The organism is Streptomyces sp. NPDC087845, assembly GCF_044742755.1.
Classification (GTDB): domain Bacteria; phylum Actinomycetota; class Actinomycetes; order Streptomycetales; family Streptomycetaceae; genus Streptomyces.
In genome coordinates this window covers 504,788-519,488 of record NZ_JBIUVC010000005.1, presented here as the reverse complement: position 1 = coordinate 519,488, position 14,701 = coordinate 504,788, and the positions used below count along the sequence as shown (strand labels likewise).

Sequence of the window (14,701 nt, the reverse complement as noted above, 5' to 3'; positions counted from 1 at the left end):
CGTCGGAGGAGTCCGCGGCCGGGGCCGCGGCGGCGAACAGCCGCTGTCGACCTGCCGGGGGCATCGGACCGCTGTTGACACGGGTCGAGGGCCGCTGCGATCTTGTGACCGCCGCACGGTCCGGGCACGAGGGCGGAGCGGCACTCCTCCCCGGACCCCGACCGGGCCCGGACACCGACCTGGAGCAGACGTGGGCGACGACGTAGCGGCGAGCGCGGACCGGGAGGACCTTCCAGGCCCGCTTCCCGGCCCTCTGGTCGGGACCGACTGGCTCGCGGCGCGGCTCGGTTCGCCCGGCCTGGTGGTCCTCGACGCCTCCGTGGGCGCGCACCGGGGCTCGGATCAGCGGATTCCCGGAGCGCGACCCTTCGACATCGACGGGGCGCTGTCCGACCACTCGGGGCCGCTGCCCCACACGATGCCCGACGCCGACCGGTTCACCGGCGAGCTGCGCGCCCTCGGGCTCCACGACGCCGACACCGTCGTCGTCTACGACCGCGTGGGCATCTACTCCAGCGCGCGTGCCTGGTGGATGCTGCGCGCGATGGGCTTCGACCGGGCCGCGGTGCTCGACGGCGGCCTGCCCGCCTGGGCCGACGCCGGGCTGCCGCTGGAGAGCGGCCGTCCCGCGCCCGACGCGGCACATGGCGACTTCACCGCCCGGCCGCGTGCGGGGCTGATCGTCGGCAGCGGTGAGGTGGTCGCGGCCCTGGCCGATCCCCGCGCGGCCGTTCTCGACGCCCGGTCGAGGGAGAGGTTCTCCGGCGCGGTCGCCGAGCCGCGACCGGGGCTGCGCGCCGGCCATATGCCGGGGGCGCTCAATCTGCCCTTCGGCGAGCTCCAGCGCGACGGCCGGATGCGCCCGGCGCACGAGCTGCGCGCCGCGTTCGCCGCCCTCGCGGGGGAGCGGGAGCGGCTGTTCTTCAGCTGCGGATCGGGCGTCACCGCCTGCGTCCTGACGCTGGGGGCCGCGCTCGCGGGATACCGCGAACTGGCCGTGTACGACGGTTCCTGGAGCGAATGGGGGCTGCCCTCGGAGCTGCCCGTCGTGACCGGAGCGGAGAGCGGCGGACCGCGGCGCTGACGCCGCGGTCCGTGCGCGACCGCCTCCGGTGCGCGACCGCCTCCGGTGCGCGACCACCCCGTGGCTGCCCGCCGTCCCGGGGCTGCCCGCCGCCCCGCCAGTGCCGGCGCCCGGCTGTCCCGGACGGACGGAGAACGGAGAAGGCGGGCCACCTGTCCGGACAGGGAAACGGGGAGGGGCGGGGGCCGCCGTACACGCGGTCCCCGCCCCTCCCCCGGTCGCCGGGGTCAGCCGACGTATGCCCCGCTCGCCGTCAGGCGCAGTGCCGTGTCGATCAGCGGCACATGGCTGAACGCCTGGGGGAAGTTCCCCACCTGGCGCTGCAGCCGGGGATCCCACTCCTCCGCGAGCAGGCCCAGATCGTTGCGCAGGGACAGCAGCCGCTCGAAGAGCTGGCGTGCCTCGTCGACCCGGCCGATCATCGCCAGGTCGTCGGCCAGCCAGAAGGAGCAGGCCAGGAACGCGCCCTCGTCGCCCTCCAGTCCGTCGACGCCCGCGTCCTCGCCCTTGGTGGGGTAGCGCAGTATGAAGCCGTCCTCCGTGGACAGTTCGCGCTGGATCGCCTCGATCGTGCCGATCACGCGCTTGTCGTCGGGCGGCAGGAATCCCATCTGGGGGATCAGGAGGAGGGAGGCGTCCAGCTCCGTCGATCCGTAGGACTGGGTGAAGGTGTTGCGTTCCTTGTCGTAGCCCCGGTCGCAGACGTCGCGGTGGATGTCGTCGCGCAGCTCGTGAAGGCGCTCCAGCGGCCCTTCCGCGTCACCGGACTCGATCAGCTTGATGGTGCGGTCCACGGCGACCCAGGCCATCACCTTCGAGTGGACGAAGTGGCGGCGCGGGCCGCGCACCTCCCAGATGCCCTCGTCCGGCTCGTCCCAGTGCTTCTCCAGGTACTCGATCAGCTTGAGCTGGAGGCCCGTCGCGTAGTCGTTGCGGGTCAGGCCCGTCATGTGGGCGAGGTGCAGTGCCTCGATGACCTCGCCGTACACGTCCAGCTGGAGCTGGCCCGCGGCGCCGTTGCCGACCCGGACCGGGCCGGAGTTCTCGTATCCGGGCAGCCAGTCCAGCTCCGCCTCGCCGAGCTCGCGCTCGCCCGCGATGCCGTACATGATCTGCAGGTTCTCCGGGTCGCCGGCGACCGCCCGCAGCAGCCACTCGCGCCAGGCGCGGGCCTCCTCGCGGTAGCCGGTGCGCAGCAGGGAGGAGAGGGTGATCGCGGCGTCGCGCAGCCAGGTGTAGCGGTAGTCCCAGTTCCGGGAGCCGCCGATGTCCTCGGGCAGGGAGGTGGTGGGCGCGGCGACGATCCCGCCGGTCGGCGCGTACGTCAGGGCCTTGAGGGTGATCAGGGAGCGGACCACGGCCTCGCGGTAGGGCCCGTGGTACGTGCACTGCTCGACCCATTCACGCCAGAAGTCCGCGGTGGCGTCCAGCGAACCCTCCGGGTCCGGCAGGGCCGGCGGCTCGTGGTGCGAGGGCTGCCAGCTGATCGTGAACGCGATCCGGTCACCCGGCGCGACCGTGAAGTCGGAGTACGTCGTCAGGTTCTCGCCATAGGTGTCGGCGGGGGTGTCCAACCAGACGGAGTCCGGGCCCGCGACCGCGACCGTACGGCCGTCGACCTTGTGCACCCACGGCGTCACCCGCCCGTAGCTGAACCGCATCCGCAGCTCGGAGCGCATCGGCACCCGGCCGCTGATCCCCTCCACGATCCGGATCACCTGCGGGGCACCGTCACGCGGTGGCATGAAATCGGTCACTCTGACCGTTCCGCGTGGTGTATCCCATTCCGATTCCAGGACGAGGGAGTCCCCGCGGTAGCGGCGGCGGTCCGCGGACTGCGGTTCCTCCCCGTCCTCCCGCGCCGGTCCCAGGCGCCAGAAGCCGTGCTCCTCGGTACCCAGAAGTCCCGCGAAAACGGCATGCGAATCGAAGCGGGGAAGGCACAGCCAGTCCACTGTGCCGTCCCGGCAGACCAGGGCGGCGGTCTGCATGTCTCCGATGAGTGCGTAATCCTCGATGCGCCCGGCCACGTGCATCTCCAGTCGAACGGCCATGTCGCCCCGTAGGGCATTACTGCGGGTCAAGAGGTTGTCGCAAGGCGTTGTTGTGGGTGAGCCCGCGAACTCGGTACCTCGCCCGGAGCGAGTGTCCGTGCAGGATACGACGCACCGGAATGATCTGCGCGACGGTCTCATCAACGCTCGTCGATGCGCCTGAGCCGAACGGGTGCGGTGTGAGGGACCTGCGGCGATCATGTGTCGCGACTGTGCAGCGTGTGGCCAAAAGTCCGTGCGGCGTGTGGCCGGAAGCAGGCCCTCTTTGTCGCTGATACCCTGGTAGCCCGTGGACCGGTGGTCGTTCGCAACAGCAGACGAGGCCCCCGAACCGCAGCGACGGCACCTCCGGAGTCTCCGGACGGCAACGCCGGTACGCACCTCACGATCGCGACCACGGGAGCCCCCTTTGGCTATGCAGCCCACATCCACGACGACCAAGCACATCTTCGTCACCGGGGGTGTCGCCTCATCCCTCGGCAAGGGTCTGACTGCCTCCAGCCTCGGTGCCCTGCTCAAGGCGCGCGGCCTCCGGGTCACCATGCAGAAGCTCGACCCGTACCTGAACGTCGACCCGGGCACGATGAACCCCTTCCAGCACGGTGAGGTGTTCGTCACCAACGACGGCGCCGAGACCGACCTGGACATCGGCCACTACGAGCGCTTCCTCGACGTCGACCTCGACGGATCCGCCAACGTCACCACCGGCCAGGTCTACTCGCAGGTGATCGCCAAGGAGCGGCGCGGCGAGTACCTCGGTGACACCGTGCAGGTCATCCCGCACATCACCAACGAGATCAAGCACCGCATCCGCCGCATGGCCACCGACGACGTCGATGTCGTCATCACCGAGGTCGGCGGCACGGTCGGTGACATCGAGTCGCTGCCGTTCCTGGAGACCGTCCGCCAGGTCCGCCACGAGGTGGGCCGGGACAACGTGTTCGTCGTGCACATCTCGCTGCTGCCGTACATCGGCCCGTCCGGCGAGCTCAAGACCAAGCCGACCCAGCACTCCGTCGCCGCGCTGCGCAACATCGGCATCCAGCCCGACGCCATCGTGCTGCGCGCCGACCGCGACGTGCCGACCGCCATCAAGCGCAAGATCTCGCTGATGTGCGACGTCGACGAGGCCGCCGTGGTGGCCTGCGTGGACGCCAAGTCGATCTACGACATCCCCAAGGTGCTGCACACCGAGGGCCTGGACGCCTACGTCGTGCGCAAGCTCGACCTGCCGTTCCGCGACGTCGACTGGACCACGTGGGACGACCTGCTGGACCGCGTCCACAACCCCGACCACGAGGTCGTCGTCGCGCTCGTCGGCAAGTACATCGACCTGCCCGACGCCTACCTCTCGGTCACCGAGGCCATCCGGGCCGGCGGCTTCGCCAACAAGGCCAGGGTCAAGGTCAAGTGGGTCGCGTCCGACGACTGCAAGACCTCGGCCGGCGCCGCCAAGCAGCTCTCCGACGTCGACGCGATCTGCGTCCCCGGCGGCTTCGGCGACCGCGGTGTCAACGGCAAGATCGGCGCCATCCAGTACGCCCGCGAGAACAAGGTGCCGCTGCTCGGCCTCTGCCTCGGCCTCCAGTGCATCGTGATCGAGGCCGCGCGCAACCTGGCCGAGATCCCCGACGCCAACTCCACCGAGTTCGACGCCGCCACCGCGCACCCCGTCATCTCGACGATGGAGGAGCAGCTCGCGTACGTCGAGGGCGCGGGCGACCTGGGCGGCACGATGCGGCTCGGCCTGTACCCGGCGAAGCTCGCCGAGGGCTCGCTGGTCCGTGAGGCGTACGACGGCCAGCCGTACGTGGAGGAGCGCCACCGCCACCGCTACGAGGTCAACAACACCTACCGCGCCGAGCTGGAGAAGAAGGCCGGTCTGGTCTTCTCCGGCACCTCCCCGGACAACAAGCTCGTCGAGTACGTCGAGTACCCGCGCGAGATCCACCCCTACCTGGTCGCCACCCAGGCGCACCCGGAGCTCCGCTCCCGCCCGACCCGCCCGCACCCGCTCTTCGCGGGCCTCGTGAAGGCGGCCGTCGCGCGCAAGACGGGTGCCGGGGCCGGTGCCGGGCAGGGCACCGAGTCGGGCAAGTAGTCCGGCGGTACACAGGCATTAACGTTGACCGGGGTACGGATCCACTGAGGATGCGTGCCCCGGTTTCTGTTTCGTGTGGGAGGACGTAGATGGGTTTCCAGGACACGCCCGAGGAGTGGCAGGTCACCGCGACCGAGACGCCCTTCACCGGCAACAAGACCAGCGTCCGCACCGATGAAGTGGTGATGCCCGACGGCACGGTCGTACGCCGCGACTACCAGGTCCACCCGGGCTCGGTCGCCGTGCTCGCGCTCGACGAGGAGAACCGGGTCCTCGTGCTGCGGCAGTACCGCCACCCGGTGCGCCACAAGCTCTGGGAGATCCCTGCCGGACTGCTCGACGTCCCCGGTGAGAACCCGCTGCACGCGGCCCAGCGCGAGCTCTACGAGGAGGCGCACGCCAAGGCCGAGGACTGGCGGGTGCTGACCGACGTCTACACCACGCCGGGCGGCTGCGACGAGGCCGTACGGATCTTCCTGGCCAGGCATCTCTCCGAGGCCGACGGGGAGCGCTTCGCGGTCTCCGAGGAGGAGGCCGACATGGAGCTGGCCCGGGTGCCGCTCCAGGAGCTGGTGCGGGGGGTGCTGGCCGGGGATCTGCACAACAACTGCCTTGTGGTGGGCGTCCTTTCGCTCGCGACGGTGCTCGCCGGCGACGGGATCGATTCGCTGCGGCCGGCCGAGGCGCCGTGGCCGGCCCGCCCGTTCGAGGTCTGACGCTTCCTGTCACGGCCCGGCGGTCCGTGAGGACCGTTCGCCGTTCGGCGGCCCCCGGAGGCCGCTGAACGGGTCACCGAGGCCCTCCGATCGGAAAAGATGCTGATCCGATCGGGGGACCTCTGCGCCCCGCTCCACGGAATTCGTCCACACGCCTGAACTACGCTCGGAATGCCCTGACCGGAGTCCCGGCGGGCAACGCGTGCAGCGAAGTGGAGCGTGGCCCGTGACGGATCAGGCGGTGGACACCAGCGGCCCGGCCAAGGCGGCGGGAACCGAGGAGCCCTCCGGCGCCGCACCACCCCAATTCTTCGGCCGCGAACGTGAGTTGAAAGCGCTGCGGGCCGACATCGAGCGGGCCGGACTGGACACCCTGGCCGGTCGCAAGGCCGCCCGCGCCCGGGTCCTGCTGATCGCCGGACGCCCCGGCTCCGGACGCACCGCACTCTCCGGTGAGCTCGCCCGCCGGCTGCTCTCCACCGGTGACCACCCGGACGGTCTGCTCCGGGCCAGGCTCACCGACCCCGGCGGCGCACCGGTCCCCACCGAACGCACCGCCCGGGAGCTGCTCGACCAGCTGGGCGTGACGGGGCCGCCCGGCGCCGACGGGGACGAACTCTCCGAGATGGTCCGCGAGGCGCTCGCCGGGCGCGGCGCCCTGCTCCTCCTCGACGACGCCGTGGACGCGGAACAGGTCGACCCGCTGCTGCCGGACAACCCCGACTGCCTGGTCGTCGCCACCTCCGAGGGCCCTCTGACCGGGATCCCCGGCGTGCGCCCCTGCACCATCGGCGGCCTGGACCCGGCCTCCGCCGTCCGGCTGCTCGCCCGCCTCATCGGCCAGGTCAGGATCACCGTCGACCCGCGGACCGCGGAGGCCCTCACCGAGGAGTGCGGTGGGCTGCCGGCCGCCCTGGTGATGGTCGGCGGCTGGCTCGCCGCCCATCCCATGGCGTCCGTCGCCGATGCCGCCAAACAGCTGCGCGAGCTGCCGGACGACACGGAGCAGTCCACCGGCGCCCGCCCGCTGGCCCGCGCCTTCCGGCTGGTCCATGACTCCCTGCCGTCGACCGCCGCACGGATACTGCGCCTGCTCGCCCTCGCCCCCGCCGGGCTGGCCGACGCCCACACGGCCTCCGCGCTGGCCGGCTGCTCCGTCTCCGCCGCCCAGACGACCCTCGACGACTTCGTGGCCCTGGGGCTGCTGCGGAGCGATGGGGCGGAGCAACCGCAGTACGAGGTGCCCGGCTGCCTCGCCCCGCTGCTGCGGGCGCTGCTGGAGGCCAAGGACCGGCCGGCCGAGATCCAGCTCGCCAGGGCCCGGATGCTGGAGCGGACCGTACGCCTGCTGCAGTCCTGCCGGGCGGTCACCGACCCCGAGGGCTCCGCGGCCCGCCGCAAGCTCGCCGGGCTGCCGCGCTCGCTGCGCTTCCCCGGCCCCGACGCGGCCGCCGAGTGGCTGCGGACCCGTCGGCCCGCCCTGCTGGCTTCGGCCGGGATCGCCGTCGAGGACGGTGAACTGGACACGCTGGCAAGGCGGTTGGTCGCCTCGCTGGTGCGGGCGCTGGCCGTGCACCAGGGCACCGAGGCCGCCGCGCCCGAGCTGTACGGACTGCACGGTCTGGTGCTGGCCGTCGCCGAGCGGCGCGACCTGCCGCGCGAGCGGGCCGCCGCGCTGCTCAACCTCGCCGACCTCGACGCGAGGACCGGCCGTACGCGGGAGGCGCTGACCCGCTACCGGTCCGCGCTGGACGCCGGGCGGGCGGCGAAGGACCCGTACGCCATCGGCCGCGCGATGGAATCCGTAGGCGGCGCATACGCCGAGCTGGGGGACTTCCAGCGGGCCTCCGACTGGTACGGCCGGGCGCTGGCGCAGCGGCTCACCCAGGGCGAGCGGGCCGACGAGGCGAGGCTGTACGGGCGGCTCGGCGCCGTCCACACCTACGCCGGGCGGTACGGCGAGGCGCTGCGGAACTGGCGGGCCGCCGCGGCCGGGTACCGCAGGCTCGGCGACGTGCCGGCACAGGCGCGGGCGCTGAGCGAGGCGGCGCGGGTGCAGGAGTACGCGGGACGGCCGCGCGAGTCGTTGCACACCTGCCAGGAGGCCGTTACGTGGGCCAGGAGGGCCGGGGACGTGCGGCTGCAGGCGGCGCTGGAGCTGCGGCTGGCCGACACGCTCGACCGGCTCGGCGACCCGGCTGCGGCCCGGCTGCACCGGGGTCTGGCCGACAGATTGCTGGGCGAAGAGGGCTCAGCCTGCGAAATCCGTAGCGTGGTGACTGAAAATTAATGCTTTGTAAGGCTAGACAGCGCGAAGCCCTTCATTAGACTGGCTCTACCGCGTACGTTCGCGGTGTCTCCATTTACGCAGTGTCTATCCGGGTATCTGTAGCTATGTCCGGATAACCCTCAGAGCCAAGGACCGTGATCGACGTGAAGGTCGGCATCCCCCGCGAAGTCAAGAACAACGAGTTCCGCGTGGCGATCACGCCCGCCGGTGTGAACGAGCTCGTCCGTCACGGCCACCAGGTCGTCGTCGAGGAGAACGCCGGGGCCGGCTCCTCCATCACGGACGAGGAGTACGTCGCCGCCGGGGCGCAGATCCTTCCCACCGCCGACGAGGTCTGGGCCACCGCCGACCTGCTGCTCAAGGTCAAGGAGCCGGTCGCCGAGGAGTACCACCGCCTGCGCAAGGACCAGACGCTCTTCACCTACCTGCACCTCGCCGCCTCCCGTGAGTGCACGGACGCGCTGCTGGAGTCGGGCACCACGGCCATCGCGTACGAGACGGTCGAGACCGCGAACCGGGCGCTGCCGCTGCTCGCCCCGATGTCCGAGGTCGCGGGCCGGCTGGCCCCGCAGGTCGGCGCCTACCACCTGATGCGCTCGGCCGGTGGCCGCGGCGTGCTGCCGGGCGGCGTCCCGGGCACGGCGGCCGGCAAGGCCGTCGTCATCGGCGGCGGTGTCTCCGGCTGGAACGCCACGCAGATCGCCGTCGGCCTCGGCTTCCACGTCACGCTGCTCGACAAGGACATCAACAAGCTGCGCGAGGCCGACAAGATCTTCGGCACCAAGGTGCAGACGGTCGTCTCCAACGCCTTCGAGCTGGAGAAGGCCGTCATCGAGGCCGACCTCGTCGTCGGTGCCGTGCTCATCCCGGGCGCCAAGGCTCCGAAGCTGGTCACCAACGAGCTCGTCGCCAAGATGAAGCCTGGAAGTGTACTTGTCGACATTGCGATCGACCAGGGCGGCTGCTTCGAGGACTCCCACCCGACGACGCACGCCGAGCCGACCTTCATGGTCCACAACTCGGTCTTCTACTGCGTCGCGAACATGCCGGGCGCGGTGCCGAACACCTCCACGTACGCCCTCACCAACGCCACGCTGCCGTACATCGTGGAGCTCGCCAACCGCGGCTGGGCCGAGGCGCTGCGCCGCGACGCCGCGCTCGCCAAGGGTCTCAACACCCATGACGGGCAGGTCGTTTACCGCGAGGTGGCCGAGGCGCACGGCCTGGAGCACGTCGAGCTCAGCTCGCTTCTCGGCTGACGGGTCAACACTTCCCGTCAACCTGACGAGTCCGGCCGGACCTTGCCGAGCAAGGTCCGGCCGGACTCGTGTCGGGTCCCTGCGGGGTCGCCGTCCAACTCGTCTCGAACGTAGCCCTTTAACCGATTCGTGCACCTGTTAAAAGTGTGCCCCGGTGGCTGCGTGCCCTTGACAGGGAGGTGTTCGATTGCCGACACATCGGGCCGGGTCCGGCGGATTGTGTTGCTGCGGACCGGTGACACGCCATAGAGTCGCCAATCGTCGGCATGGTGCCACGCTGACCTATCGATAAAGTTTCCTGGTCACGTCCAAGGAGGTAAGACGACTTGTGAATGAGTCGACAATTACTCCCGGGGGTGTTCAACCAGGGATGCCTGCACGGGGCCAGAGCCCGAACGGGCTGGAGGCTGTCGGCTCCGTCGCTGTCCGCACCTTCGCCACCAATCAGCACATGACGACAGCCCCCCAGATGATGGACGGCCTACACGTGAACGCCATGGCCGGCAACGAGAGTGGCCGAGATTCCGCCCACTTCGCCGACTTCGACGAGGTGCCCCAGGGGCACTTCTACGACCCCGACGCCGAGTACGAGCCCGATCCGGAGTACGCGGCCACCCTCGCGCCCGACGCTGCCCGCCAGCGCCGCGAGCGGATCGGCCCGACCGGCCGGCCCCTGCCCTACTTCCCGATCCCGGGCCCGCTGACCGATCACGGTCCCGCGAAGATCATCGCGATGTGCAACCAGAAGGGCGGCGTGGGCAAGACCACGTCGACCATCAACCTGGGTGCCGCGCTCGCGGAGTACGGGCGCCGCGTCCTGCTCGTCGACTTCGACCCGCAGGGAGCCCTGTCGGTCGGACTCGGCGTCAACCCGATGGAGCTCGACCTCACGGTCTACAACCTGCTCATGGAGCGGGGCATGTCGGCCGACGAGGTGCTGCTGAAGACCGCGGTCCCGAACATGGACCTGCTGCCCAGCAACATCGACCTGTCGGCCGCCGAGGTGCAGCTGGTGAGCGAGGTGGCCCGGGAGTCCACGCTGCAGCGCGCCCTGAAGCCGCTGCTGGCCGACTACGACTACATCGTGATCGACTGCCAGCCCTCGCTGGGCCTGCTCACCGTGAACGCCCTGACGGCGGCCCACAAGGTCATAGTGCCGCTCGAGTGCGAGTTCTTCGCGCTGCGAGGTGTGGCGCTGCTCACCGAGACCATCGAGAAGGTCCAGGAGCGGCTCAATCCGGATCTGGAGCTCGACGGCATCCTCGCCACCATGTACGACTCCCGTACGGTGCACAGCCGCGAGGTCCTCGCGCGCGTCGTCGAGGCATTCGACGATCACGTCTACCACACGGTCATCGGGCGCACCGTGCGTTTCCCGGAGACCACGGTCGCCGGTGAACCCATCACCACGTACGCCTCCAACTCGGTCGGTGCCGCCGCCTATCGCCAGCTCGCCAGGGAGGTGCTCGCCCGGTGTCACGCCGAGTGAGTCTGCCCGGGGCCGACGAACTGTTCCGTACCACCGGGGGGATGGGGCTGCAGGCGTCGTCCCCCGGTGACCGGCGGCGCAAGGCGAACGGCGAGGCCCGGGTACCCGGCCCGGCCGGCGAGAGCGATGCCGGGGCCGACGGGGCCGCGGCGGGCGCGGCGGAGGCCGCCGCGCGGGAGGAGCACTCCGCGGCGGACGCCGACGCGGGGGAGTCGCGCAGCCGCGGCGGTGACGGCGGCCGGGGCGCGGTGGCGGGGCAGCCGGGGCGCAGGCCCCAGCAGTCCGCGCCGTCCGCACAGCCGTCCACGCAGCCGCCCGCTCAGGAGGCGGCTCCCGCCCCCGGTGTCCAGCAGCAGCGCAGCCGCGGAGGCGGGCGCGGGGCGAACCGGCGGCCCAGCGGCCGGGAGCGGCACGACGAGAAGATCACCGTCTATGTCTCGGCCGAGGAACTGATGGACCTCGAACACGCCCGCCTGGTGCTCCGCGGGGAGCACGGGCTCGCGGTCGACCGCGGGCGGATCGTCCGCGAGGCGGTCGCGGTGGTTCTCGCGGACCTGGAGTCGAGGGGCGACGCGAGCATCCTCGTGCGGCGGTTGCGCGGTCGCTGACCGGACAGGCCCTAGCCTGCCCGGAGCGCCGCCGCCGGCCCAGCGGTCCGGCCCTTCCCGTACGGGCCGCAGACCGCCGCCCGTATCCCGCTGCCCCTGGACCCTCATGCCGACGACCGACGAGCCCGCCCGCACCCCTCGCCGCCCCTTGGGCCGCGGTCCGGGCGGCCGGGCCGCGCCGACGGGCGGCGGGGGCGGTGGAGCCGCTGCCCCGCAGCTCCCCGGGGCCGGGGAGGCGTCCCCGGCCCCGTCGGTGGCCGATGCGGCCGCCGACGCCTCCGCCCCACCGGTGCCATCCGCAGCGCCCTCCGAGCCCGCCGTACCGGCATTTCCCGGCCCGGCCCCTGAGCCGGCCGCGGCACCACCCGAAGCGCCCGCGGAGCCCGCCGAGCCCGCCGAGCCCGGCGTACCGGCATCACCCGGTCCGTCACCCGAGCCCGCCGACGACGGGCGGTTCACCGTACGGCTGGCGAACTTCGAGGGGCCCTTCGATCTGCTCCTGCAGCTCATCTCCCGGCACAAGCTGGATGTGACCGAAGTCGCACTGTCCAAGGTCACCGACGAGTTCATGGCGCACATCCGCGCCATGGGGCCGGACTGGGACCTGGACCAGACCACCGAGTTCCTCGTCGTCGCCGCGACCCTGCTCGATCTGAAGGCCGCCCGGCTGCTGCCCGCCGCCGAGGTGGAGGACGAGGCGGACCTGGCGCTGCTCGAAGCCCGGGACCTGCTCTTCGCCCGGCTGCTCCAGTACCGCGCGTACAAGCGCGTCGCCGAGATCTTCAGCGACCGGCTGGAGTCGGAGGGGCGGCGCTTCCCGCGGACCGTGGGGCTGGAGCCGCACCACGCCGAACTGCTGCCCGAGGTCGTCATCCGCATCGGGGCCGCACGCTTCGCCGAGCTGGCCGTGAAGGCGATGCAGCCGAAGCCCGAGCCGCAGGTGTACGTCGACCACATCCACGCCCCGCTGGTCAGTGTGCGGGAACAGGCCGAGATCGTGGTGGCGCGGCTGCGGGAGGCGGGGGAGATGAATTTCCGGGTGCTCACCGAGGACGCCCGGGACACCCTCACCGTCGTCGCCAGGTTCCTCGCGCTGCTGGAGCTGTACCGGGAGAAGGCCGTCGCCCTCGACCAGGACGAGGCCCTCGGGGAGCTCCTGGTGCGCTGGGCCGGGGGAGCGGGGGCCGAGCCCGTCGTGACGGACGAGTTCGACGCCGAGGTGACCGAGGTGCGGGACGACCAGGAGGATGTGAAGGCATGAGTCAGCAGGACACCACCGGCTCCACGGTCGCGGACCTTGATCTCAAGCCCGCGCTGGAGGCCGTCCTCATGGTCGTCGACGAGCCGGCCACCGAGGAGCACCTCGCCAAGGTGCTGGAGCGGCCCCGCAGAGCCGTCGCCGACGCGCTGCGCGAGCTCGCCGACGAGTACACCGTGCAGCGCCGCGGCTTCGATCTGCGGCTGGTCGCGGGCGGCTGGCGCTTCTACACCCGGCCCGAGTACGCGGCGGCCGTCGAGGGCTTCGTACTGGACGGCCAGCAGGCCCGTCTGACGCAGGCGGCCCTGGAGACCCTCGCCGTGGTCGCGTACCGCCAGCCGGTCAGCCGGTCCAGGGTCTCCGCGGTCCGCGGAGTGAACTGCGACGGGGTCATGCGGACCCTGCTCCAGCGGGGCCTCGTCGAGGAAGCGGGCGCGGAACCCGAAACAGGTGCGATCCTGTACAGGACGACGAATTACTTTCTGGAGCGGATGGGCCTGCGTGGCCTGGATGAGCTCCCGGAACTCGCGCCCTTCCTCCCCGAGGCGGACGCGATCGAGGCTGAGACGCCAGAGGGTGTGCCGTCGTTCGATCCGGACGCACCGGACACCCCGGATACTCACGCAGACGACAAGACGGAATTTTGATGCGAAGCAGTGGCAGGAACAGCGGAAGCGGCAGCGACAGGAGCGGCGGCAACCGGAATCCCCGGGGTGCCGGCGCCGGGCGCGACGGCAAGCAGGAGCAGCGGCCCCGTCGGCCCCGGCCCGAGGAGCGCCGCTACGACGTGGGCTCCACCGGCGAGAAGAGCGGCGAAGGCCCCCGCAAGGGCCGCGGCGCGGCGGCCCGCGGCGGCGCCAAGGGCGGCCCGAAGCCCGCGCAGTCCGGCGGCCGGAGCGGCGGCCCGCGGCGCCAGGGCGCCCTGTCCCGTCCGCGCGAGCTCGACGCCAAGATCGAGCAGCGCAACCGGGACAGGTACGCGGGCAAGCCCGACATCAGGACGCCCAAGACCTTCCCGGGCGCCGAGCAGGAGGGTGAGCGGCTGCAGAAGGTCCTCGCCCGGGCCGGCATGGGCTCGCGCCGCGCGTGCGAGGAGCTGATCGAGCAGGCCCGCGTCGAGGTCAACGGCGAGATCGTCGTCGAGCAGGGCATGCGCGTCGACGTGCACAAGGACGAGATCAAGGTCGACGGTCTGACCGTGGCCGCCCAGTCGTACCTCTTCTTCGCGCTGAACAAGCCGGCCGGTGTCGTCTCCTCCATGGAGGACCCGGACGGCCGCCAGTGCCTCGGCGACTACGTCAACAACCGTGAGACGCGGCTTTTCCACGTCGGCCGGCTGGACACCGAGACCGAGGGCATCATCATGCTCACCAACCACGGTGAGCTGGCCCACCGTCTGACCCACCCCAAGTACGGGGTGAAGAAGACCTACCTGGCAGCCATCCAGGGACCGCTCCCGCGCGACCTCGGCAAGCGGCTCAAGGACGGCATCCAGCTGGAGGACGGTTACGCCCGCGCCGACCACTTCCGGGTCGTCGAGAACACCGGCAAGAACTACCTGGTCGAGGTGACCCTCCACGAGGGCCGCAAGCACATCGTCCGCCGGATGCTGGCCGAGGCGGGCTTCCCGGTCGAGCGGCTCGTACGGACGTCCTTCGGGCCGATCCCGCTGGGCGACCAGAAGTCCGGCTGGCTGCGCCGCCTCACCAACACCGAGGTCGGCATGCTGATGCGCGAGGTCGGCCTGTAGGAGCGTCCGGCTCCGTCCGTTCCACGGCCCGCGGCCGGTTCCTGTTTTCGATTTTCGAACAGGAATCGGCCGCGGGTCTTTTGCTGCCACCG

Annotated in this window: 11 protein-coding genes; 10 read left to right on the top strand and 1 reads right to left on the bottom strand. The window is 71.5% G+C overall.

The features are described from left to right. The first annotated feature begins 190 nt into the window (after positions 1–190). On the top strand, positions 191–1,084 hold the full coding sequence (locus ACIOMQ_RS16810) for a sulfurtransferase (RefSeq protein WP_402189283.1): 894 nt from the start codon (positions 191–193) through the stop codon (positions 1,082–1,084). Between the two features lie 227 nt (positions 1,085–1,311). Here ACIOMQ_RS16810 and ACIOMQ_RS16805 read toward each other — a convergent pair whose 3' ends face one another. Further along, a complete protein-coding gene (locus ACIOMQ_RS16805; protein WP_362210467.1) occupies positions 1,312–3,114 on the bottom strand; it encodes a glycoside hydrolase family 15 protein in 1,803 nt (600 codons plus the stop codon). 439 nt (positions 3,115–3,553) lie between these two features. On the opposite strand from ACIOMQ_RS16805, the gene ACIOMQ_RS16800 reads away from it, so the two are divergent. The 9 genes from ACIOMQ_RS16800 (at position 3,554) to ACIOMQ_RS16760 (ending at position 14,609) form a co-directional block, all read left to right on the top strand. Continuing rightward, a complete protein-coding gene (locus ACIOMQ_RS16800) occupies positions 3,554–5,239 on the top strand; it encodes a CTP synthase (protein ID WP_362210396.1) in 1,686 nt (561 codons plus the stop codon). An 89-nt stretch (positions 5,240–5,328) separates the two neighbouring features. Continuing rightward, positions 5,329–5,955: an NUDIX hydrolase gene (locus ACIOMQ_RS16795; RefSeq protein WP_362210399.1), complete on the top strand. Its 627-nt coding sequence runs from the start codon at positions 5,329–5,331 to the stop codon at positions 5,953–5,955. Between the two features lie 226 nt (positions 5,956–6,181). Next, on the top strand, positions 6,182–8,245 hold the full coding sequence (locus ACIOMQ_RS16790) for a tetratricopeptide repeat protein (protein WP_402189281.1): 2,064 nt from the start codon (positions 6,182–6,184) through the stop codon (positions 8,243–8,245). A 143-nt stretch (positions 8,246–8,388) separates the two neighbouring features. Continuing rightward, complete coding sequence (ald, locus tag ACIOMQ_RS16785) at positions 8,389–9,504, top strand: alanine dehydrogenase (protein ID WP_401270005.1); 1,116 nt, start codon at positions 8,389–8,391, stop codon at positions 9,502–9,504. 370 nt (positions 9,505–9,874) lie between these two features. After that, positions 9,875–10,993: a ParA family protein gene (locus tag ACIOMQ_RS16780; protein ID WP_362210405.1), complete on the top strand. Its 1,119-nt coding sequence runs from the start codon at positions 9,875–9,877 to the stop codon at positions 10,991–10,993. Then, entirely contained in the window at positions 10,990–11,601 is a 612-nt protein-coding gene (locus ACIOMQ_RS16775) for a hypothetical protein (RefSeq protein WP_401270008.1), read from the top strand. Before ACIOMQ_RS16780 ends, ACIOMQ_RS16775 begins: the two co-directional genes overlap by 4 nt. Positions 11,602–11,707: 106 nt before the next feature. After that, on the top strand, positions 11,708–12,862 hold the full coding sequence (locus ACIOMQ_RS16770; protein ID WP_402189279.1) for a segregation and condensation protein A: 1,155 nt from the start codon (positions 11,708–11,710) through the stop codon (positions 12,860–12,862). Continuing rightward, positions 12,859–13,506: an SMC-Scp complex subunit ScpB gene (scpB, locus tag ACIOMQ_RS16765; protein ID WP_392185543.1), complete on the top strand. Its 648-nt coding sequence runs from the start codon at positions 12,859–12,861 to the stop codon at positions 13,504–13,506. Before ACIOMQ_RS16770 ends, scpB begins: the two co-directional genes overlap by 4 nt. After that, on the top strand, positions 13,506–14,609 hold the full coding sequence (locus tag ACIOMQ_RS16760) for a pseudouridine synthase (protein WP_402189277.1): 1,104 nt from the start codon (positions 13,506–13,508) through the stop codon (positions 14,607–14,609). Before scpB ends, ACIOMQ_RS16760 begins: the two co-directional genes overlap by 1 nt. Positions 14,610–14,701: the final 92 nt, after the last annotated feature.

What these genes read in the sequence shown, in the direction of transcription:
- ACIOMQ_RS16770 (WP_402189279.1), top strand. Translation starts at nt 11,708, where the DNA reads ATGCCGACGACCGACGAGCCCGCCCGCACCCCTCGCCGCCCCTTGGGC.
- ACIOMQ_RS16780 (WP_362210405.1), top strand. Translation starts at nt 9,875, where the DNA reads ATGCCTGCACGGGGCCAGAGCCCGAACGGGCTGGAGGCTGTCGGCTCC.
- ACIOMQ_RS16800 (WP_362210396.1), top strand. Translation starts at nt 3,554, where the DNA reads ATGCAGCCCACATCCACGACGACCAAGCACATCTTCGTCACCGGGGGT.
- scpB (WP_392185543.1), top strand. Translation starts at nt 12,859, where the DNA reads ATGAGTCAGCAGGACACCACCGGCTCCACGGTCGCGGACCTTGATCTC.
- ACIOMQ_RS16795 (WP_362210399.1), top strand. Translation starts at nt 5,329, where the DNA reads ATGGGTTTCCAGGACACGCCCGAGGAGTGGCAGGTCACCGCGACCGAG.
- ACIOMQ_RS16760 (WP_402189277.1), top strand. Translation starts at nt 13,506, where the DNA reads ATGCGAAGCAGTGGCAGGAACAGCGGAAGCGGCAGCGACAGGAGCGGC.